Origin of the sequence: Cellulophaga tyrosinoxydans (genome assembly GCF_900176415.1) — a bacterium.
Lineage (GTDB): Bacteria > Bacteroidota > Bacteroidia > Flavobacteriales > Flavobacteriaceae > Cellulophaga > Cellulophaga tyrosinoxydans.
Map to the genome: position 1 here is coordinate 145,489 of NZ_FWXO01000002.1, position 21,314 is coordinate 166,802.

The window sequence follows — 21,314 nt, forward strand, 5'->3', positions numbered from 1 at the left end:
CGCCACTAAAACGGAAATATTGTTCGATTCGTTGAATAACGAATTAATTCGTCAAAACGATATTATTCTTTTCAATTACTTTTCTTAGGTTTATTAATGCATATCGCATTCTTCCTAAAGCTGTGTTAATGCTAACACCTGTATTTTCTGAAATTTCTTTAAAGCTCATATCTCTGTAGATACGCATCATTAAAACTTCTTTTTGATCTTCTGGTAATTCTTCAATTAAAAGATTTAAATCAGAATCTATTTGATCTTTAATTATTTGCTTCTCAACATTTAATTGATCATCACCAATTACAGAAAAGATGTTAAAATCATCACTTCCTTCAAACATTGGCATTCTTTTGTTTTTTCTAAAGTGATCTATTACTAGGTTGTGTGCTATTCGCATTACCCATGGTAAAAATTTACCTTCTTCACTATAAGAACCTTTTCTTAAAGTTTTAATAACTTTTATAAAGGTATCTTGAAAAATATCTTCCGTAATATCTCTATCCAATACTTTTGAGTAAATAAAACTAGAAATACGTTGGTTGTGTCTGTTAATTAAAACTTCAAGAGCTTTTTCTTCTCCGTTGATATAATTTTTTACTAATACTGAGTCATCAATCTGTAGTTCCATACAAATTACTTTTTTGGTTAAAATTAGGGGTCCTCTCCTTTTTGGATTGAACTTTACTATGTGTGAAATAATTTTAAAAAAGTAATTTTGTTTTATAGGCTACTGGTTTTTAATTACATATCAAATATAGATAAAATAGGCACTTTTAAAAAAAGTTTGTTGTGATATGCAATATTTTTGATGTTAAAACGTGTATTGTAGTGATTGAAGCACTCATATTGTATCTTTGCCATTATAAATACGAGTATGACTGCCATTTTAGACGTAAATCCAAAAGAAAATATAATAATAAAGGGAGCCAAGCTCCACAATCTTAAAAACATTGATGTAATTATCCCAAGAAATAAACTTGTGGTAATTACCGGATTATCTGGCTCAGGGAAGTCTAGCCTTGCTTTTGATACCTTATATGCTGAAGGACAAAGAAGGTATGTTGAAAGTTTATCTTCATATGCTAGGCAGTTTTTAGGTAAACTAGACAAACCCAAAGTAGATTATATAAAAGGTATTGCACCTGCAATTGCCATTGAGCAAAAAGTAAATTCTACCAATCCAAGATCAACAGTTGGTACTACTACCGAAATTTATGATTATTTAAAACTCTTATATGCGAGAATAGGAAAAACAATATCTCCAATATCTGGGCAAGAAGTAAAAAAACATACGGTTACCGATGTTGTAAATCATATAAAGTCGTATCCAGAAGGTACAAAACTATTATTGTTAGCACCTATTACTATAAGAGAAGATCGCGATGCTTTAAAATCACTTCAGATTTTTTCTCAACAAGGTTACGCCCGTATAAAGTATAAAGGAGAAGTTTTAAGAATAGACGATTCTATTACCCAAATTGATAAAGAATTTAGTCTGGTGGTTGATCGAATAATTACTAAAGATGATGAAGATTTTTACAATCGCTTAGGTAATGCCGTTGATACAGCTTTTTTTGAAGGGAAGGGTGATTGTATAGTGGAAGAACTTGAAACAGGAAAACAAATTCCATTTAGCAATAAGTTTGAGTTAGATGGAATGAAGTTCTTAGAACCAAATGTTCATTTATTTAGTTTTAATAATCCCTATGGTGCATGTCCTAAATGCGAAGGATATGGAGATGTAATAGGTATAGATGAAGATTTAGTGGTGCCAAATACGGCATTATCGGTATATGAAAATGCAATTTTTCCTTGGCGTGGCGAAAGTATGGGCTGGTATCGAGACCAATTAGTGAATAATGCTTATAAGTTCGATTTTCCGATACATAAACCTTGGTATCAATTAACCGAGGAACAAAAACAATTGGTTTGGGAAGGTAATAGTCATTTTAGCGGAATTAATGATTTCTTCTTAGGACTTGAAGAAAAAAGCTATAAAATTCAAAATCGAGTAATGCTTTCTCGTTACCGCGGAAAAACAAAATGTACTACTTGTAAAGGGAAACGTTTAAGAAAGGAAACAGATTATGTTAAAGTAGATGGTAAATCTATTTCGGATTTAGTGGAACAACCTATTGAAGATTTAATTTCGTTTTTTAATGCTATTAAATTAAGTGAAAATGATAGCAAAATTGCTTCTCGTTTATTAATAGAAATAAAAAGTAGATTAGGATTCTTATATAAGGTAGGCCTTACTTATTTAACACTTAATAGAAAGTCTAATACCTTATCTGGTGGAGAAAGTCAACGTATAAATTTAGCCACATCTTTAGGTAGTAGTTTGGTAGGTTCTATGTATATTTTAGATGAACCAAGCATTGGCTTGCACCCAAAAGATACAGAGAACTTGATTGATGTATTAAAATCGTTACGTGATTTAGGTAATACTGTAATAGTAGTAGAGCATGATGAAGATATCATGAAAGCTGCCGATGAAATTATTGATATTGGACCTGAGGCTGGAACATTAGGCGGAAATGTTGTTGCACATGGCACCATGAAGGATATTTTAAATTCTACCTCTTTAACGGCCAGTTATTTAAATGGTTCCCTAGAAATAAAAGTACCGTCAAAAAGAAGAACTTCTCCCAATTTTATTGAAATTATTGGTGCCCGAGAGCATAATTTAAAAAATATTGATGTAACCTTTCCTTTAGATATGCTCACTGTTATTACTGGTGTTTCTGGTAGCGGTAAAAGTACATTAGTGAAAAAATTACTCTACCCTATTATATTAAAAGAAATTGGTGGATATGGTGAAAAAGCGGGTCAGTTTACTGAAGTAAAAGGTAAATATAGCCATATTAAACATGTAGAATTCGTAGATCAGAATCCTATTGGCCGTTCTTCTAGATCAAATCCGGTGACTTACATTAAGGCATATGATGATATTCGCTCATTATTTGCAAGTCAAAAATTAAGTAAGCTCAGAAATTACCAAACAAAACATTTTTCATTTAATGTAGATGGAGGCCGCTGTGAAAAATGTAAAGGTGAAGGCGAGATTACTGTTGAAATGCAATTCATGGCCGATGTACATTTAGAATGCGAAACTTGTAAAGGTAAAAGATTTAAGAAAGAGGTATTGGAAGTTAAATTTCAAGATGCCAATATTGACGACTTATTAAACATGACAATTGATGATGCGCTTTCTTTTTTCGAAAAGCATCAACAAACAAAAATATATAGAAAACTTAAACCCTTACAAGATGTTGGTTTAGGCTATGTTACTTTGGGGCAATCCTCATCTACGCTTTCAGGTGGTGAAGCACAGCGAATAAAACTAGCATCATTTTTAGTCAAAGGCACAACAAAAGAAAAGGCCCTATTTATTTTTGATGAACCTACAACAGGACTCCATTTTCATGATATTCAAAAACTTTTAAAATCTTTTAATGCTTTAATAGAAAAAGGCCATTCGATTATTGTTATTGAGCATAATATAGATTTAATAAAATGTGGAGATTATGTCATTGATCTTGGCTTAGCAGGAGGAACAAAAGGAGGAGAACTTATCACCGCAGGAACTCCTGAAGAGATTGCAAAAAATAAAATTTCTTATACCGCAAAATATTTAAAAGAGAAACTATAAGAACTTCTCACTTAATAATTATCTATATTTAAATTATATAAATATTTGAAAGTCAACAAATTGTAAAATATTTAAATTTCTGGCACGCTGTTTGGTATATACTAATCGAATGTAAATAGTTGCATTCACAAATTATTAAAACCTTATATCATGAGAAATTTAATACTCCTTTTTTCAGCTTTAGTTTTAGGCACTTCAAGTGCGTTAGCTGTTACAACAGAAGATAAGGTTGCACAACGCAATGCTTATAGTTACAACGATTCATTCATTTTTGTTGAAAATGGCATTACGTTTTCAGTATATCCAGATGGTGAGTTCGATTTTTATATAGACGAAGTTGCTGGTGTTAATGCCAATGTAAATTTTGGTAGAACTAGTATTTCATTTAATTCTGGTTACGACTACAATCCATATGTACAATATGATGATTACGGAGCAGTACTACAAGTTGAAAATGTTCCTATTTATTACGATTACTATGGTAGAGTTTCTCAAATTGGTGATGTTAATATAAGATATAACAATGGTAGAGTTTCTCGTTTAGGAGGAATGTATGTGTACTATGACAATAGAGGGTATTACAGCCATAATCGTGGTTTCATCAATATATATAATAGAACTTATGTATATAGACCATTTCACAGATATTTTGCAAGACCTGCAGTTGGATTTTGTTTAGTGTATAGTTCTCCTTACAGAAGATATTACAATCCTGTTAGATATACCTACTACAACCCTTATCGTTACAATACGCGAAGAACATATGCTGCTATAGGCAAAGAGCATAGATACAATCAAGTTCGTAATGAAAGAGCTAAAGTGTATAGAAATGATAAGCGAGTTGCTGTAAGTGATAATTATAGTAGACGTAATACTGAACTAAGAGGATCAAATTCAAATAGAGGATATTCCGATAGATCATATTCTGATTCTAAAAGAAAATCTTCAAAGGCTAATTCATCCAGAGGAGATGTACAATCAAGAAGTTCTAAAAATAGATCATATGATAGTTCAAAAAGAGAAACTTCTAGAGCTACAACGTCAAGAGGCAATACGCAATCAAGAAGTTCTAATGAAATTAGAAATGATAGATCATCTAGTAATAGTAGAGGTGTAACTCAAAGAGAGTCTAGTGTCAATAGAACTCCAAGAGCAACAGAAACAAGAAGTACCAGTAGAACTCCTTCGAGTACAACAAGTAGATCTACTAGAACTGTTGAAAGAGGAAATTCCTCTTCAAGAAACACAGGTAGCGCAACAAGAACAACTACTACAAGTAGAGTTTCTAAAAGCACGCCTACAAGAGAAAAAAGTGTAACTACTAGAAGTACAACTAGAACATCTAGAAGTACTCCATCTAGCACATCAAGATCTACTAGTTCTTCAAATAGAACTAGCAGAACAAGAAATTAAAAAATAGTTATTAGGTTGGTTAGTTGTTAACCCCGCAGTGAACTTATTCCTGCGGGGTTTTTTATTTCTTCAAGAATTTGTTTAATATTCCATTAACATCTTCTGATAATTTAAACTTATATAAAGCTGCCACGTAAATTGAAATGATTAAAAGACTTTTTAAAACAATATTAATAATGGCATGAAATGGAAATTCTAAATAAAAGAAAAGTAATACTACTACTATAAGCAAAACTAAAACCTTAAACATTTGATTGGTAAAGGGTAAAATTCCAAATCTGATTTTAACAAATAACAGCTTCAAAGAATTAAAGATAAATAATGCTGTAAATGATGCTACAGCAGCTCCAATTAAGCCAAATACTGGAATTAACCACATATTAAACAGGATAGTAATAATCGCTAAAAACACACCTAGTAATAATAATGCTTTATAATAATCCGAATTATATAAAATAGCATTGTTATTACCTAATACAGCATCAGACACTTTTGCAAGCCCTATTAAAAAAACAATAGTAAAACCATTACCATATTCGGCAGGTAATAGTTTATATAATTCGTTAAGATTTAAAATAATTAAAATATAAATTAAACCAGAAACGATAAATAATGTTAAGGCACTTCGTTGATATAAACTCTTTAGCTCTTGCTTATCGTTTTTATTTAATATTTCGGCTGTTAACGGATAAGTTATTTGGTGCATAGATCTCGAAGGCACCGAGATTACAGTGGCAATAAAAATAGCTACACTATAGTAGGCTACATTTTCAATTTTAATGTAATGATTAATCATTACTTTATCTACCTCTAATAAAACAACAGCGGCAGAACCTCCGAGAATTATTAGTGTACTATATTGAAGAATTTCCTTTAAATTATAGGGAAAATTAAAGTTTAAAACAGGCATTCTTAAATAGTAGGCATAAAGCTTCATTATCAACATACGAATAAGATGCAAAATGACTACAACGATTAGAAAAGTATCTACACTAATCCATTTATAATAAACCAATACTAATAATAAGGTGATACCTAATCTTGTGAAAACTTCTTTCATGAAATTTCCAAAAACGGTTTTCATATGCACTTTAGACCAAGAATAAAATACCTCGAAATAGGCCATTGACATACCAATTAGAAAAATATACCATACATAACCCTTAACTATAGGATTTGTTTGCGAAATAAAATTTCCGATTATTTCATAAGCAAAATATGAAGCAATTGCCATTGGTACAATTAAGAATAATGGCAATAATAACATTAAGGTAAGAAAGCTATCCTTATCTTTCTTATCTGTAAAACTGCTGAAATATTTCACTAAAGTATTAGGAACACCAAAGGCAAGTATTGGCATTAAAATAGCAGAATATGATAATATTACACTTACTAACCCGTAATATTCATCTGTTAAAAATCGAGTATAAAGAAATAAGGTATTAATGGCACCAACCGCAAAACCTATATAGGTAACGATAGTATTATTAAGAGACTGTTTTAATACAATTCCCATTAGAGTATTTCTGCTAGTTTTTTAGTTAATTCTCTTCTGCTATACTTGGCAATATTTACAGAATTTGATTCTAGTTTTTTACTTTGAAATGCTTGGAACCACTCTAAAATTATTTCTTTTAAACTTGAATCCTCTGAATAATCGAATAATTTTCCTGACTTAGTTTCATCGATAATATCCCCTACATCCCAATTTTTAGGGCCTATAGCTAAAATTGGTCTTTTAGCTGCTAAATACTCAAAAAGTTTCCCTGGTATTATTCCTGTTGTTTCTTTAGAGTTTATCTCTGTCAACAATAATACCTGAGATTTATTCTGAATCTCTAAAGCTTCGTTATGAGATACATACCCCTGTAACTCAACATAGTTTTCCAAACCATAGGAATAGATAGTATTAAGTACATCTGCACTAGTCACTCCAACAAGTTTGAGCTTAAAGCTATTTTGAAATTTAACGTTAGACTCAATCAATTCTGCAAGAACTTTCCACAAATTTTCTGGGTTTCTACCAGTGAGTAAGGAGCCAATATGTGCTATAGTAAAATTGGTATCCAATACAACTTTAGACTTCAAATCATTGTCGAAACCATTTGTAATTACAACTATTGGTTTAGTTGTGATTTCTTGGAATTCTGCTTTGGTTGATGCACTGGTCACAATGATTTTATCTGCTGAAGTTAAAACACTTTTTTCAAGATGCTTATGCTTTTTTTGCGAAGCCTTAGTCAGTTTTAATTTTTTGTGATAACCAATACTTGTCCATGGGTCGCGGAAATCCGAAATCCAATTTATATCCAGTTTTTCCTTAAGTTTTAACCCAATTAAATGAACACTATGTGGTGGACCTGTTGTTATTATGGTTTCAATTTTTTCTTTAATAATAAGCTCAGATAAAAAACTAACTGAAGGTTTTACCCAGAATTTGCGTGCATCGGGAATAAAAATATTTCCTCGTATCCAGAGCATTACTTTTTCTAAAGTAGACTGATTTTTAGATTGTATAATTCCAGAACTAATCCGTTTAGTTTTTTTACTTGATAAGAAACTGGCTAATTTATAAGGCTCAAAAATGGGCTGTTTATAAATGCTTATTCCGTCTGGTATTTCATTTATAAAACAAGTATCCGTAATTGGGTAATTAGGGTTTTCTGGTATATATAAAACGGGTTCAATATTAAAATCACGTAAATACTTGACAAATTTTAACCATCGTTGTACTCCAGGTCCTCCAGCAGGTGGCCAGTAATACGTAATGATTAATACTTTTTTCATTACTCTTTGTTTGATTTACGTGTAGACCAAAAAGAATATCCTAATGCACTTAAGATTACTAACCCTAGTAGTAAAGAACTTGCCAAAACTATTGTGGAACCCTCTTTAATTACAGCAGGCTCAAATTTAAATTCAATTTTATGATCTCCAGTAGGTACCTCTAAACCACGAAGTGCATAATTGACTTCATAAATAGGTTTTTCTACACCATCTATATAGGCTTTCCATCCATTTTCATAATACATTTCAGAAAAAATTGCAAAACCTTTATTCTTATTTTTAGATTGATAAGTTAATTGATTTGGTCTATAATTTTCCAAAACTATTGATGCCAAAGAATCTTTAGCAAATGCATAATTTGTAAGACTTGAATTTTTAGTTGTATTTATTACCGCTTTACTTTTAGTATCTAAATCTTTTAGAGCCAAAATTGCTTCATTAGCATTCGAAACTTTTATTAATTCTTCTACAAACCATGCATTGCCATTGGCATTTGGGTTTACGGCTGGAACACTTCTACCCTCTTCATCTTGTTGAATGACATATTTTACATTCAACATATTCAATACATTTAGGTTGCCATTGTAGATATGAAAATCAAATAAATCTTGCATTTTAGCAGGTTTGGCAGCGTGGTATCCACCGATGGATTGATGGTAATATGATGTACTCGCTCCATTTAATCCTTCCGCAGGATTGTAGACTCTAAAAATAGATTTGTCTTTAGCTATTTCTTTATCAACAGCGGTTTCAGCAAAAGGTGATGTCATAGCTCTCTGACGTACAAAATCATCATCATTTACATAGCGTTTATCAACACCAATTAAATCGAACAAAATCAACAATCCAATGACTAAAACAAAAACATTTTTATTGAATTTTTCTTTTATAAACAACCATAATGCAGTTGCGGATAATAAAACAAATAACAATGATCTTAATGTATCATTTACGTAAACGGCTTCACGATCAAGACGAATCATAGTCATAAGCTCATTGCCGTAATTTTGTTCTAAAAAAGCATCACTACCACCTTCAAAAGAAAAAAGACCTTTACTTACAAGTATAAGAATCCCCAGGCCTGCTGTAATAAAAAAACTAATTTTTAATGCATTAAGTTTTTTTGCTTTTTCCACTGTAGTATTAAATAATTCAGCTAATGCCAAAATGGCTAAGATAGGAACACAAAGTTCTAATATAACTTGTATTGATGATACTGCTCTAAATTTATCATACAATGGAAAGTAATCAATCATAAAATCGGTTAGGGCACTAAAATTTTTCCCCCATGATAAGACCAAAGACATAAGTACACCTCCCAATAACCACCATTTTGCTTTTTTCTTAACCAATATAAGTCCTAGTATGAATAGAAAAAACAACACAGCTCCTACATACGCCGGAGCAGATGTCCCTGGTTGATCACCCCAGTATAAGGGCAATCCCTTTGAAAACTCTAATGCTTTGGTAGGAGATAATCCTTTTTCTATTAAGAAATTATAGGTTTTGGAACCCTCTCCTAAATCTTCATAATTAGAGCCTCCGAATAGTCTTGGTACGAATAAATTTAACGATTCAGTAATACCATAACTATATTGCGTTATGTATTCTTTACTAAGCCCTCCACTATTTTCCTTTTGGTTACCATCAGGAGTAATGGTAAGTTCGCTTTTACCGCGTGTACTCCAATCGGCATATTCTTTAGTTGCCATTAAACTTGTTGCATTAGTGGCAATTCCGAGAACTACTGCCACGAGAAGTAAGCCTACTGAAGTGAAAAAATGTTTTAATTGCTTTTTTCGTATTCCATCAACAAGGTAAACAACACCTAAAATTAGCACCAATAGCATAAAATAATAGGTCATTTGGTAATGATTAGCATTAATTTCTAATGCCATTGCTAATGCTGTTAAAACAAATCCCCAAATATATTTTTTTCTAAAAACTAATAATATTCCTCCTAAAAGCATGGGCAAATAAGCAATTGCATGCGCCTTAGCGTTATGCCCCACTCCTAAAATTATAATGAGATAAGTAGAAAAGCCAAATGCCAAGGCTCCTATAACTGCAAGCCTAAAATCAATTTTTAAACAACTCAATAAAATGTAAAAACCTAATAAGTACAAGAATAAATAATCTGCAGGGCGTGGCAAAAAACGCAGTGCCAAATCTAACTGCTTTACATAGTTATGCGGATAATGTGCTCCTAATTGATACGTTGGCATTCCTCCAAACGCACTGTTGGTCCAATAAGGCTCTTCACCAGTACGTTTTTTAAAATCGATTTGCTCTTTTGCCATTCCAGTATACTGTGCAATATCTGATTGGAAAATGACTTTACCTTGCAATACCGGTGTAAAAAAGGCTAAAGCCACAATTACAAAAAGAGAAACAGCAAAAAAGTGAATTAAAAAGACTCTAAGATTACTTTTCATTTAAATTGGCAGTGTTATATATGGGTTGGTTTTAAAGGGGGAAATTAATCAATTTCTTCAAAATCTATATACTCTCCAACTTTATTTGAAGATTTCGATTTTTTGGTAGTTTTTGAATTTATAATTACGTCTCCTTCTGCGGTAGTTCTCGTTTGTTCTTGCGTGCCAAATCCTTCGAATTTTTCTCTGAAGTGTTTTTCTGCTTTTTTACCAGCGTAATTCAATAGTTTAGGCGCAAATAATTTTAGCAATATTTTAAATAAATAATATACTAATAGTATAATTAAAATCGTTGTAAAGAAACCCATGTCTTTTAATTAAAATAATATCAAAAATACGATTATCAGTTCGCATTTTAGCGTTGAAAATCTTAAAATATTAATAAAACCGTTAGATCCAAGGCGGTATAGAATAAAAAATATGAAAAATATTCTTCCATTATTTGCTTTTCTCTTTACAATAATTGCTACAGCTCAATATACAGATGTTATTAATTCTAACCGACCTGGACAATCCGTAAGTGCCTATGCGGTCGGCAAAAATGTTATTCAAGCTGAGTTTGGTATAGGTTACGAACAGCAAGAGCACACCATATTATTAACAGATTCCAATATTTGGAGTACTGATTTGGCACTTCGTTATGGGCTTTTGTGGGAAAAATTAGAGATTATGTACGAGGGAACTTTCCAAAAAGAAAATAAAGATTTTTCAAATCCGCAATCCAGTATTTCGATTACAGATTTTTCAAGAAATAGATTAGGTTTAAAATATCTAATCTATGATCCTTATAAAAATCCAGAACGTAATAAACCTAATCTTTATAGCTGGAAAGCAAATCATAAATTTCAGTGGAGAAACTTGCTTCCAGCAGTGTCTTTATACGCTGGTGCAACTTTTGTTCTTGGAGACAATCCATACTATTTAGGAGATGCTATAGTCTCTCCACGCGTTATGCTTGCAACTCAAAGCAAAATTTCTCCTCGAGTAGTGTTCATATCCAACATTGCTTATGACCGTATTGGAACGGATTATCCTGAGTTGAGTTATATAGTTTCACTTACCCATGCATTTAGAAACCCAAAATGGAGCATTTTTCTAGAACAGCAAGGTATAAAAAGTGATCGCTATGCCGATGCACTTTATAGAACTGGTATTGCGCATTTATTGAGTCCTAATTTACAAGCTGACATTACCTTTGGTGGTAGTTTTAAAGATACACCAACGCGAATGTTTGGAACTTTAGGTGTGTCTTATAGATTGGATAAGCACGTAGATAAGCCTATTGCTATTGATGAACAAAAAGGTGGTGAAAACGGACAGATTGGTAGAAAATCTATGAAGAAAAAAGCGAAGAAAGCCAAAAAAGGTAATGGCGCAGAAGATATTGATTTAGGACCTACTAAAAAGCAATTAAAAAAATTGAAAAAGGCAGAAAAGCAAAAGAAAAAAGATGATGGTGCCATTGATTTCTAAATAAAATAGGCTTTAAATACTATTTAAATTTTATTATTTCTTATCACGTTTTAAGATGTAGATTAATATTGCTAATATTGATTCATCAAATAAAAACGCATGATCACTATAGCAGAAGTAAAAACTATTGCCGACAGAAAAAAGTTTGTAAAATTTCCTTTTACATTATACAAAGATTCTCCCTATTGGGTCCCACCCATTATTGCTGATGAAATGGAGACTTTTAATCCAGAAAAAAACCCTGCCTTTAAGGATGCGGAAGTTACTTTGTTTCTAGCCTATAAAAACAACGAAATTGTTGGTCGAGTAGCTGCCATCATTAACTGGATTGAAGTAAATCATCAAAAAGTATCTAAAATGCGATTTGGTTGGTTTGATTTTATAGATGATCTCGAAGTGTCAAAATCTTTATTAGATAAGGTCTCAGAAATTGGTAAAAAACATAAATTAAAGTACATGGAAGGTCCTGTAGGATTTTCTAATTTAGATAAGGTTGGCGTACTTGTAGAAGGATTTGATCATATTGGAACCATGATTACATGGTACAATCACCCTTATTATATAAATCATTTTGAAACTAATGGCTTTGTAAAAGAAAAGGAGTACATGGAGAATAAATTTCCATTTGCTAATGCAGATCCTAAATTCTACGCCAAAGCAAATGAACTAATTAAAAAGCGCTATAATTTAAGACCATTAAATTTCACAAAAACAAAAGATGTTATGCCAATGGCAGATAAGATGTTCGATTTATTTAATGAGTCCTACGCTTCATTATCTTCTTTTGTTCCCATAAATGAAATTCAAAAGGCGTATTTCAAGAAAAAATATATCAGTTTTATAAATCCAGAATATATAAAATTTGTTTTGGATGATAAAGACAATCTTGTTGCGTTTGGAATTGTAATGCCATCTTTCTCAAAAGCCTTACAAAAAGCTAAAGGAAAGCTTTTCCCTACCGGATTGTTTCATCTTTTAAACGCTAAACGAAATAGTAAAGAAGTTATCTTTTATTTAATTGGTGTACATCCAGAGTATCAAAACAAAGGTGTTACCGCGATTTTGTTTAATGAATATTATAAAACTTTTACTGCTAAAGGAATTCATACCTGCATTAGAACTCCAGAATTAGAGGAAAATATAGCGATTAAACAATTATGGAAAAATTTTGATCCACAAATTTACAAACGAAGAAGAACCTATCGCAAGAGTCTAGTTTAGCGCTCAAAAATACTTCATAAAAAAAGTCCAAATAGTGTTAATATTTGGACTTTTTTAATATTTTGAATTTAAAATTATTCTCCCATTGCAGCAGCAACAGCAGCAGACAATCTCTTATAGGTTCCGTTTTCTAAACGTTCACGTATCGCAGAGAAAGCCTCTAATGTAATCTTGACATCTTCTAAGGTATGTGTAGCTGTTGGGATCATTCGCAGTAAAATTAATCCTTTAGGAATAACAGGATATACCACAATAGAACAAAAGATTCCATGATTCTCACGTAAATCTTTAACTAATGCCATAGCCTCAGGAATACTACCATTTAAGTAAACAGGCGTAACACAACTTGTTGTGGTACCTATATCAAAACCTCTTTCTTTAAGGCCGTTTTGTAATGCATTAACATTCTCCCAAAGTTTATTCTTAAGCTCTGGCATAGTACGCAACATATCTAAACGTTTAAGTGCTCCTTTCACATAAATCATAGGTAATGATTTTGCGAACATTTGAGAACGTAAGTTGTATTTTAAATAATCTATAATTTCTTTATCGGCAGCTAAAAAAGCCCCTATACCTGCCATTGATTTTGCAAAAGTTGCAAAATAAACATCAATTCCATCTTGAATACCTTGCTCCTCACCTGCTCCAGCACCAGTTTTACCAAGGGTACCAAAACCATGCGCATCATCTACAAGAAATCTGAAATTAAATTTTTTCTTAAGCGCAACAATTTCTTTTAATTTACCTTGTTCTCCACGCATACCAAAAACACCTTCTGAAATAACAAGAATTCCTCCTCCTGTTTGTTCAGCCATTTTGGTAGCTCTTTCTAGGTTTTTCTCTAAACTCTCAATATCATTATGCTTAAATGTAAATCGTTTACCCATATGTAAACGTACACCATCAATAATACAAGCGTGTGAATCTACATCGTAAACAATAATATCGTCTTTAGCTACAAGTGCATCAATTGCAGACATAATACCTTGATAACCAAAATTTAAAAGATAAGCCGATTGCTTATTTACAAAAGCAGCAAGTTCTTGCTCTAATTGTTCGTGAAAATCAGTATGACCACTCATCATACGTGCACCCATTGGGTAAGCAGAACCATATTCTGCTGCCGTTTCTCCATCAACTTTCTTGATTTCAGGTAAGTTGGCAAGTCCTAAATAATCGTTTATACTCCAAGTTAAAACTTCTTTACCTTGAAATTTCATTCTATTAGAAATAGGTCCTTCTAGCTTAGGGAATACAAAATATCCTTCTGCTTGTGAAGCCCATTTTCCTAATGGACCTTTATTTTCGATTATTCTTTCAAATAAATCTCTCATCCTATATTAAATTTGGAACAAAAGTAAAGATTTTTCACTTGTATTCATAAAAATATACATACAAAAAAAGCAATGCTATAATTATAACATTGCTTTACTAAATTATTAAATTTTATACTTATTTTACAAATTGCACCTCTTGAACAGATTCAACCGAATTTGTATCAAAAAATCCTTGATCCGTCATCCATTGATCACTGTAAACTTTACTCATGTATCGTGAGCCATGATCAGGGAAAATAACTACAACATTGCTATTTTTATTAAATTCTCCTTCTGCATTTAATTGTTTAATTGCTTGCAAAGCAGCACCACTAGTATAACCCACAAACATGCCTTCAGTTCTTGATATTTCACGAGCCGTATGGGCACTTTCTTCATCTGTAACTTTTACAAACTTATCAATAACATCGAAATTTGTTGAAGCGGGAATTAAATTTTTACCTAAACCTTCAATTCTGTATGGGTAAATTTCATTGGCATCGAACTCACCAGTTTCATGATATTTTTTAAGTACGGAACCAAAAGCATCTACCCCAATAATTTTAACATTCGGGTTTTGCTCTTTCAAATAAGCTGCAGTACCTGAAATTGTTCCTCCTGTACCACTACATGCAACTAAATGAGTTATTTGTCCATTTGTTTGTTTCCAAATCTCCGGACCTGTAGTTCTGTAGTGAGCGTCTGTATTTAATTTATTAAAATACTGGTTAATATAAATACTGTCTTTTGTCTCTTTATGTAAACGTTTGGCAACTTCATAATAAGATCTAGGATCTTCGGCAGCAACATGAGCAGGACAAACATAAACTTTTGCACCCATAGACCGCAACATGTCTATTTTATCTTTTGATGATTTTGAGCTAACCGCAAGAATACATTCATAACCTTTAATAATACTCACCATAGCAATACTAAATCCAGTATTACCACTAGTAGTTTCAATTATAGTACTACCTGGTTTTAATATTCCTTGGCGTTCAGCCTCTTCTATAATATGGATTGCAATTCTATCTTTTGAAGAATGCCCTGGGTTAAAAGCTTCTACTTTCGCGTAAAAGTTTCCTGTGAATGACTCTGCTACTCTATTTAATTTAACTAATGGAGTATTCCCTATTAGTTCTAAAACAGAATTGTGAGCGTTGATCTTATTTTCCATTCTTTGGATCTAAGTTAAAAAACATTGTTGCAATTGTTTTTGAATTAATCACAACAATAAGATGCAAATTTATTATTTTTTTTCGATTAATTCATTTTCTTTTCTAAATCCATTAAAAAAGCGTATTCTTTCGCTACCTCTTTTAATGATTCAAATCGCCCAGAAGCTCCACCATGACCAGCATCCATGTTAATATCTAAAAGCAATATATTAGTATCTTTTTTTAAATCTCGTAATTTAGCAACCCACTTAGCTGGTTCCCAATATTGTACTTGTGAGTCATGAAGTCCTGTAACAACTAACATATTAGGATAATCTTTGGGCGCTACATTATCATAAGGAGAATAAGATTTCATATAATCATAATACACCTTTTCATTTGGATTACCCCATTCATCATACTCACCTGTGGTTAAAGGAATAGTTTCATCTAGCATTGTTGTAACTACATCTACAAAAGGAACAGCTGCTATAATACCATTATATAGGTTTGATTCCATATTTGCAATGGCTCCCATTAAAAGTCCACCAGCTGAACCACCTTCCGCATACAAATGCTCAGGGCTTGTAAAATTATTAGCAATTAAATGTTTAGAGCAATCTATAAAATCTGTAAACGTATTCATTTTATGCAGGAGTTTACCATTTTCATACCATTCACGACCTAAATATTCGCTGCCTCTTACATGTGCTATAACATAAATAAAACCACGATCTAACAAACTTAAACGCACAGTAGAAAAATTTGGGTCTAATGTATGCCCATAAGAGCCATAAGCATATTGCAAGAGAGGACTTGAGCCATCTAATTTTGTGTCTTTATGATAAACCATTGACATAGGCACTTTAACACCATCCCGCGCTGTTGCCCATATTCTTTGAGATGTATAATCTTCTTTTTTAAAATTTCCTCCTAAAACTTCTTGTTCTTTTTTAATATCCTTCTCCTTGGTACGCATATTAAAATCGATAATAGAACTAGGAGTAGTTAAAGAATTGTATCCGTAACGAAGCACTTCGGTGTCAAAATCAGGATTAGTGCTAACATAGGCAGTGTAAGTTTCATCGTTAAATGGTAGAAAGTAGCTTTCATTAGAACTCCATTGAATAATCTTAATTTTAGCTAAACCATTTTCACGTTCAGAAAGCACATAATAATCTTTAAAAATTTCTATATCTTCTAAAAGAACGTCTTTACGATGTGGAATAAAATCTATCCAATTAATTGCTTCAGTTTTATCCTCTGAAGTTCTCATTATTTTAAAATTGGTAGCATTATCTTTATTGGTTAAAATATAAAAATCGTTTTTATAATGCGCTAAAGAGTACTCCACACCTCTTTGTCTTTCTGCAAAAATTGTAAAATCACTATTAGGTTTATCAGAATCTATAAAGCGATATTCCGATGTTAACGTACTAGTGGAACCAATTATAATATATTTTTGAGATTTTGTATTGTAAATAAAACAATCAAAAGTCTCGTCTTCTTCATGATAAACAAGTACATCATTTTCTGTAGAAGTTCCTAATATATGCTTGTAAATTTTATCTGACCTCAGCGTAATTGGGTCTTTTTTAGAATAGAAAAATGTTTTATTATCATTAGCCCAAACAGCACCACCTGTGGTATTTTCAATAGCATCTTCATAAATTTCGTTGGTGACTAAATTTTTAATCTTTAGAATATATTCTCTTCTAGAAACAACATCAACACCAAAAACCGCCATATTGTTATTAGGACTAATTGCTACACCTCCGAGCTTAAAATAGTCGTAACCTTTAGCCATTTCATTGCAATCGAACAAAACTACTTCTTCAGCATTTAATTCATTGGCCTTTCTAGAATATACTGGATATTCTTTCCCTTTTTCAAAACGTGTAGAATACCAAAAACTATTTAATTTATAGGGTACTGAAGAATCATCTTCTTTTATACGCGATTTCATTTCTTCAAATAATTTATTTTGAAGTGAAACCGTATGCTTGGTCATTTCTTCGTAATAGGCTTTTTCTTCATTCAAATACGAAATCACCTCCTTATCCTCTCTATTATTTAACCAGTAATAATTATCTATTCGAGTGTCGCCGTGTATTTCTAATTTTTTCGGCATCTTTTTTGCAACAGGAATTTTAATCGGTGACATAAACTTTAGTAAATTAAGAAAGAAGGCGCAAAATTAATACTTAATAGAAATATATTGGTCTTTTTTTCAGGTTGTATTGAAAGATTTAAGTATTACCGTGACATTTATTATTTTTGATGCTTAAATAAAACAAATAAATTATGTTTGGAGATATAATGGGTATGATGGGTAAATTAAAAGATACCCAAGAAAAAATTAAGGCTACAAAAGAACGTTTAAATACGGTTTTGATTGATGAACAATCATCTGATAGTAAATTAAAAGTAACACTTACCGCCAATAGAGTTATTAAGGAAATAACCATTGATGAAAGTTTGTTACAAGATAAAGAACAATTAGAAGACTATTTAATACTTGTACTTAATAAAGCCATAGAACGTGCCACCAATGTAAATGAAGTTGAACTTGCTGCTGTTGCAAAAGAAGGTATGCCCAATATTCCGGGAATGGACACGTTATTTAAATAATTAAACACAATACCATGAAAAAAATAATTGTACTTCTTTTGTTTCCTATTTTGTTATCTGCTCAGGGAGATGTAATTACAAAAGAAAAAACAGATTGGATAACAAATTATGATCAGGCCATAAAGCTCGCCAAAAAAGAGAAAAAAAATATACTTATGTTTTTTACTGGCAGTGATTGGTGCCCGCCATGTATCGCACTTAAAAGAGACTTTCTTGAAACCACTGCTTTTGATGTTTATGCCAATGAATACATTTTATTATATATCGATATTCCAAGAAATAAAGATCTACTAACGGCTGATCAATTAAAAAGTAACAAAGAGTTGGCTGCTAAATATAATAAGCGGGGAAGTGTTCCAATGCTTAAGGTTGTGAATAAAGAAGGTAATGAACTAGGCGAAATGTCTGGTTATAGCATGAATGGAGAAATAAAATATCACACTAAATTTTTAGAAAAGTATAAAAAATAAGATATAAAAAAGCCCTTTGAAATTCAAAGGGCTTTTGACCAACTCTCTAACTCAAGCTTAGTTGTTTATCAATCTAAACTCAGTTCTTCTATTTACAGAATGCTCTCTTTCAGTACAAGTTACACCTTCTGCACATCTATTTTTAATTTTAGTTTCACCGTAACCATTTGCTACTAATAAGCTAGGATTAACTCCTTTAGTAATTAAATAATCAGCTACCGCTTTTGCTCTTCTTTCAGATAAATCTTGGTTAGAAGAAGCATTACCTCTTACATCAGTATGTGATGCTAATTCAACTTTCACACCTGGGTTTTGAGCTAAAACAGGCATTAATCTGTTATCAATAATACTTTTAGCTTCTGATGTTAAAGTTGCACTACCTAAGTTCCAGTTAATTGGTAAAGCTTGGTATTCTACTAAAGAACATTCTACTTCTTTCCAACTAGTTAAACCACCTTTTTCTTTTAAGACCTCTTTAGAGATTGTTTTTGTTACCACAGGTATAGTTTCTTCAACAGTGTAAGCATCTTTATCCAAAACTGTTTTTGTAATTTCTTTATATTCCGCAGGGATAATTTCTTCTACCACTCTTGCAGGCTCTAAAAGAACTCTTTTAGTATACGAACCTTCTCTTGAACCAATTGGTGTTTTACTAACTGAAGCAGGAGTAGATAATAATGTAGTCGATACTGTAGTGAATTCTGCAGGATACCCTTTATAACACCAGTATCTACAATCATCAGGGTTACCTGAAGAACAATCTGGAGCAGCCGCACCCAGTTCCCATTGTGCATATGCTGGTTTAATTTCTATAGTTTCTGAACCTGTTGTAAATGAAGCTGGTGAAATACTTAAAGTGTTTCCTCCTTCTTTAGATACATAAGTAACTGTTTCTGTTCCCCATTTTTCAGGAATTACAGTTAATTTTTTACCGGCAGCTTTAATTTCTACTCTTTCTGTAATTGTTTTAAAAGTTGCAGGAACTGTCTTTAAAACAGAGTATGCAGGTTTCGTGGTGATAGTTACAGTTTCGTTCACGTAAACATCTGGGGTAGTACAACGAACATAGCATTTACCTGGTTCAGGATTTGAAGGTAAGTCTTGTGCAAAGGCAAAAGACGCGGTAAAGACTGAAAGTAAGAATACAATTTTTCTCATTTTTAAAGTTTTTTTTGTTATGTTAATATTTAGTACTGCGAATTTATCTTTCTCAGGAACCATTCTATTTGTTAAAAAAATCTAAAATTTAATTATCGGTGAAACACACAAAACATCGATGAAATACATATTTAAATAATTTCAGTTGTATTTTCTTACAATTTTAAATTGCTTTTAAATGATTATATTTAATCAATAGAATAAGAATATTAGCATATGATAAAAATAAAACAGGATAAAGAAGATTGTTTTTCATTCCGTTTAGAAAGTGAAAAAGGCCATACTATTCTAAAAAGTATAACCTTTACAACAAAAACTGATTTGGATAATGTGGTATCAAAATTAGAAAGTTTAATAAAAACTCCCACTTCATTAGAACGAAAAACAAATCACATAGGTGAATTCTTATTTACATTAAAAGATGACAATGGTACCATAATAGGAACATCGGAATGCTATAACTCCGAAGCAGGCATGGAAAATGGTATTAAAAATTTAAAAAAATTATCTGGGCTAAATACCAACACTTAACTTATAAACTTTTAAGAATTTTTATGAATTCGTGATGCATCTCATCGGTATAATCTAAATGTGTAACTATACGAAGTTTACCTTGTCCCATTCCAATTATATAAACGTTATGATTTCGTAGTTTTTCAAGAAAATGATCTGCCGTTAAAAGCCTATCATCTATTTCAAAAATGATAATATTGGTTTCTATAGGTTCTACTTTCTTTATAATGGCTAACCCCTCTAATACTTTGCCAATTTCTATAGCTTTATTATGATCTTCTGCTAATCTATTAACATGATAATCTAATGCGTATGTGGCCGCTGCTGCCAAATAGCCAGCCTGTCGCATACCGCCCCCTAAAACTTTTCGTACTCTTAAAGCGCGGTGAATTGTTTCTTTATCACCTACTAATACTGAACCTACAGGACAACCTAATCCTTTGCTAAAACAAATACTAATTGTATCGAAGAGATCTCCATATTGCTGTGGATTTTCATTTTTAGCTACCATAGCATTCCATAGTCTTGCGCCATCTAAATGGTAGGCTAGGCCATGTTTTTTACAAACTGCTTTAATTTTTACTAATTCCTCAAAATCCCAACAAGCACCACCACCTTTATTAGTGGTATTTTCTATACTGACTAGTGTGGTTAAAGGGCTATGATAAAAATCTGGAGGATTAATAGCCGCTTCAACTTGATCGGCAGTCATCATTCCCCTATGACCATCAATTAATTTACAAGATACGCCACTGTTAAAACTTACCCCACCGCCTTCATAATTATAAATATGCGCATATTTATCACATATTAATTGCTCACCAGGCTGCGTGTGTAACTTTATTGCGGCTTGATTCGCCATGGTGCCACTTGGAAAAAATAGTGCAGCTTCTTTATTAAAAAGTTTTGCAACTTTTGATTCTAATTCGTTTATTGAAGGATCTTCCTTAAAAACATCATCTCCAACTTGGGCATTAAACATTGCGGCTAACATGCCTTTTGTTGGTTTGGTTACCGTATCACTAATTAAATTTATCTTCATAGGTTAAGCTAAAATTCTAATGGTATCTATTTATTATAAAGTAGGTTTA

The 21,314-nt window shown here is 31.9% G+C and carries 17 protein-coding genes; 7 read left to right on the forward strand and 10 right to left on the reverse strand.

Going from position 1 to position 21,314, the window contains the following annotated elements; all coding sequences use genetic code 11:
- Window positions 1-43 precede the first annotated feature (43 nt).
- Entirely contained in the window at window positions 44-625 is a 582-nt protein-coding gene (locus B8963_RS07660) for an RNA polymerase sigma factor (RefSeq protein ID WP_084060923.1), read from the reverse strand.
- Between the two features lie 246 nt (window positions 626-871).
- Between B8963_RS07660 and uvrA the strand changes: the two genes are divergently transcribed.
- Window positions 872-3,649: an excinuclease ABC subunit UvrA gene (gene uvrA, locus B8963_RS07665; RefSeq protein ID WP_084060924.1), complete on the forward strand. Its 2,778-nt coding sequence runs from the start codon at window positions 872-874 to the stop codon at window positions 3,647-3,649.
- Window positions 3,650-3,799: 150 nt separating this feature from the next.
- A complete protein-coding gene (locus tag B8963_RS07670) occupies window positions 3,800-5,062 on the forward strand; it encodes a hypothetical protein (RefSeq protein ID WP_084060925.1) in 1,263 nt (420 codons plus the stop codon).
- A 61-nt stretch (window positions 5,063-5,123) separates the two neighbouring features.
- On the opposite strand, the gene B8963_RS07675 is transcribed toward B8963_RS07670, so the two are convergent.
- From B8963_RS07675 to B8963_RS07690, 4 genes are read right to left on the reverse strand one after another with little or no spacing between them, the layout of a single operon-like run.
- A complete protein-coding gene (locus B8963_RS07675; protein ID WP_084060927.1) occupies window positions 5,124-6,578 on the reverse strand; it encodes an oligosaccharide flippase family protein in 1,455 nt (484 codons plus the stop codon).
- The gene (locus tag B8963_RS07680) at window positions 6,578-7,849 is read right to left on the reverse strand and encodes a glycosyltransferase family 4 protein (protein ID WP_084060929.1); all 1,272 of its coding nucleotides are present in this window, start codon (window positions 7,847-7,849) and stop codon (window positions 6,578-6,580) included. The genes B8963_RS07675 and B8963_RS07680 overlap by 1 nt, the downstream gene beginning before the upstream one ends.
- Complete coding sequence (locus B8963_RS07685) at window positions 7,849-10,284, reverse strand: YfhO family protein (RefSeq protein ID WP_084060931.1); 2,436 nt, start codon at window positions 10,282-10,284, stop codon at window positions 7,849-7,851. Before B8963_RS07685 ends, B8963_RS07680 begins: the two co-directional genes overlap by 1 nt.
- A gap of 44 nt (window positions 10,285-10,328) precedes the next feature.
- Window positions 10,329-10,592: a DUF4834 family protein gene (locus B8963_RS07690; RefSeq protein WP_084060933.1), complete on the reverse strand. Its 264-nt coding sequence runs from the start codon at window positions 10,590-10,592 to the stop codon at window positions 10,329-10,331.
- 112 nt (window positions 10,593-10,704) lie between these two features.
- On the opposite strand from B8963_RS07690, the gene B8963_RS07695 reads away from it, so the two are divergent.
- Together B8963_RS07695 and B8963_RS07700 are read left to right on the forward strand one after the other, a co-directional pair.
- Window positions 10,705-11,757, forward strand: coding sequence for a transporter (locus tag B8963_RS07695; protein WP_084060934.1), 1,053 nt, complete (start codon window positions 10,705-10,707; stop codon window positions 11,755-11,757).
- Window positions 11,758-11,856: 99 nt separating this feature from the next.
- Window positions 11,857-12,978 (forward strand): GTP cyclohydrolase, encoded by a 1,122-nt coding sequence (locus B8963_RS07700; RefSeq protein ID WP_084060935.1) that lies wholly within the window; start codon window positions 11,857-11,859, stop codon window positions 12,976-12,978.
- Between the two features lie 74 nt (window positions 12,979-13,052).
- Here B8963_RS07700 and B8963_RS07705 read toward each other — a convergent pair whose 3' ends face one another.
- The 3 genes from B8963_RS07705 to B8963_RS07715 form a co-directional block, all read right to left on the reverse strand.
- Complete coding sequence (locus tag B8963_RS07705) at window positions 13,053-14,312, reverse strand: cysteate-C-fatty acyltransferase (protein WP_084060937.1); 1,260 nt, start codon at window positions 14,310-14,312, stop codon at window positions 13,053-13,055.
- A 118-nt stretch (window positions 14,313-14,430) separates the two neighbouring features.
- On the reverse strand, window positions 14,431-15,471 hold the full coding sequence (locus tag B8963_RS07710) for a cysteate synthase (protein WP_084060939.1): 1,041 nt from the start codon (window positions 15,469-15,471) through the stop codon (window positions 14,431-14,433).
- 86 nt (window positions 15,472-15,557) lie between these two features.
- Window positions 15,558-17,615 (reverse strand): S9 family peptidase, encoded by a 2,058-nt coding sequence (locus B8963_RS07715; protein WP_084060940.1) that lies wholly within the window; start codon window positions 17,613-17,615, stop codon window positions 15,558-15,560.
- Window positions 17,616-17,755: 140 nt separating this feature from the next.
- Here B8963_RS07715 and B8963_RS07720 point away from each other — a divergent pair, with 140 nt between their 5' ends.
- Both B8963_RS07720 and B8963_RS07725 read left to right on the forward strand, forming a co-directional pair.
- Complete coding sequence (locus B8963_RS07720) at window positions 17,756-18,082, forward strand: YbaB/EbfC family nucleoid-associated protein (protein ID WP_084060941.1); 327 nt, start codon at window positions 17,756-17,758, stop codon at window positions 18,080-18,082.
- A 14-nt stretch (window positions 18,083-18,096) separates the two neighbouring features.
- Entirely contained in the window at window positions 18,097-18,552 is a 456-nt protein-coding gene (locus B8963_RS07725) for a thioredoxin family protein (RefSeq protein ID WP_084060942.1), read from the forward strand.
- Between the two features lie 57 nt (window positions 18,553-18,609).
- Here B8963_RS07725 and B8963_RS07730 read toward each other — a convergent pair whose 3' ends face one another.
- Entirely contained in the window at window positions 18,610-19,710 is a 1,101-nt protein-coding gene (locus B8963_RS07730; RefSeq protein ID WP_084061291.1) for an OmpA family protein, read from the reverse strand.
- Window positions 19,711-19,926: 216 nt separating this feature from the next.
- On the opposite strand from B8963_RS07730, the gene B8963_RS07735 reads away from it, so the two are divergent.
- Window positions 19,927-20,241, forward strand: a complete 315-nt coding sequence (locus tag B8963_RS07735; protein ID WP_084060943.1) for a YegP family protein — start codon at window positions 19,927-19,929, stop codon at window positions 20,239-20,241.
- Between the two features lies 1 nt (window position 20,242).
- Here B8963_RS07735 and B8963_RS07740 read toward each other — a convergent pair whose 3' ends face one another.
- Window positions 20,243-21,265 carry a threonine aldolase family protein gene (locus B8963_RS07740; RefSeq protein ID WP_084060944.1) on the reverse strand — a complete coding sequence of 341 codons (1,023 nt, stop codon included), beginning with the start codon at window positions 21,263-21,265 and terminating at the stop codon, window positions 20,243-20,245.
- Window positions 21,266-21,314 lie beyond the last annotated feature (49 nt).

Coding starts and splice junctions, on each gene's coding strand:
- B8963_RS07660 (WP_084060923.1), bottom strand. CDS start 625: ATGGAACTACAGATTGATGACTCAGTATTAGTAAAAAATTATATCAAC.
- uvrA (WP_084060924.1), top strand. CDS start 872: ATGACTGCCATTTTAGACGTAAATCCAAAAGAAAATATAATAATAAAG.
- B8963_RS07670 (WP_084060925.1), top strand. CDS start 3,800: ATGAGAAATTTAATACTCCTTTTTTCAGCTTTAGTTTTAGGCACTTCA.
- B8963_RS07675 (WP_084060927.1), bottom strand. CDS start 6,578: ATGGGAATTGTATTAAAACAGTCTCTTAATAATACTATCGTTACCTAT.
- B8963_RS07680 (WP_084060929.1), bottom strand. CDS start 7,849: ATGAAAAAAGTATTAATCATTACGTATTACTGGCCACCTGCTGGAGGA.
- B8963_RS07685 (WP_084060931.1), bottom strand. CDS start 10,284: ATGAAAAGTAATCTTAGAGTCTTTTTAATTCACTTTTTTGCTGTTTCT.
- B8963_RS07690 (WP_084060933.1), bottom strand. CDS start 10,592: ATGGGTTTCTTTACAACGATTTTAATTATACTATTAGTATATTATTTA.
- B8963_RS07695 (WP_084060934.1), top strand. CDS start 10,705: ATGAAAAATATTCTTCCATTATTTGCTTTTCTCTTTACAATAATTGCT.
- B8963_RS07700 (WP_084060935.1), top strand. CDS start 11,857: ATGATCACTATAGCAGAAGTAAAAACTATTGCCGACAGAAAAAAGTTT.
- B8963_RS07705 (WP_084060937.1), bottom strand. CDS start 14,312: ATGAGAGATTTATTTGAAAGAATAATCGAAAATAAAGGTCCATTAGGA.
- B8963_RS07710 (WP_084060939.1), bottom strand. CDS start 15,471: ATGGAAAATAAGATCAACGCTCACAATTCTGTTTTAGAACTAATAGGG.
- B8963_RS07715 (WP_084060940.1), bottom strand. CDS start 17,615: ATGTCACCGATTAAAATTCCTGTTGCAAAAAAGATGCCGAAAAAATTA.
- B8963_RS07720 (WP_084060941.1), top strand. CDS start 17,756: ATGTTTGGAGATATAATGGGTATGATGGGTAAATTAAAAGATACCCAA.
- B8963_RS07725 (WP_084060942.1), top strand. CDS start 18,097: ATGAAAAAAATAATTGTACTTCTTTTGTTTCCTATTTTGTTATCTGCT.
- B8963_RS07730 (WP_084061291.1), bottom strand. CDS start 19,710: ATGAGAAAAATTGTATTCTTACTTTCAGTCTTTACCGCGTCTTTTGCC.
- B8963_RS07735 (WP_084060943.1), top strand. CDS start 19,927: ATGATAAAAATAAAACAGGATAAAGAAGATTGTTTTTCATTCCGTTTA.
- B8963_RS07740 (WP_084060944.1), bottom strand. CDS start 21,265: ATGAAGATAAATTTAATTAGTGATACGGTAACCAAACCAACAAAAGGC.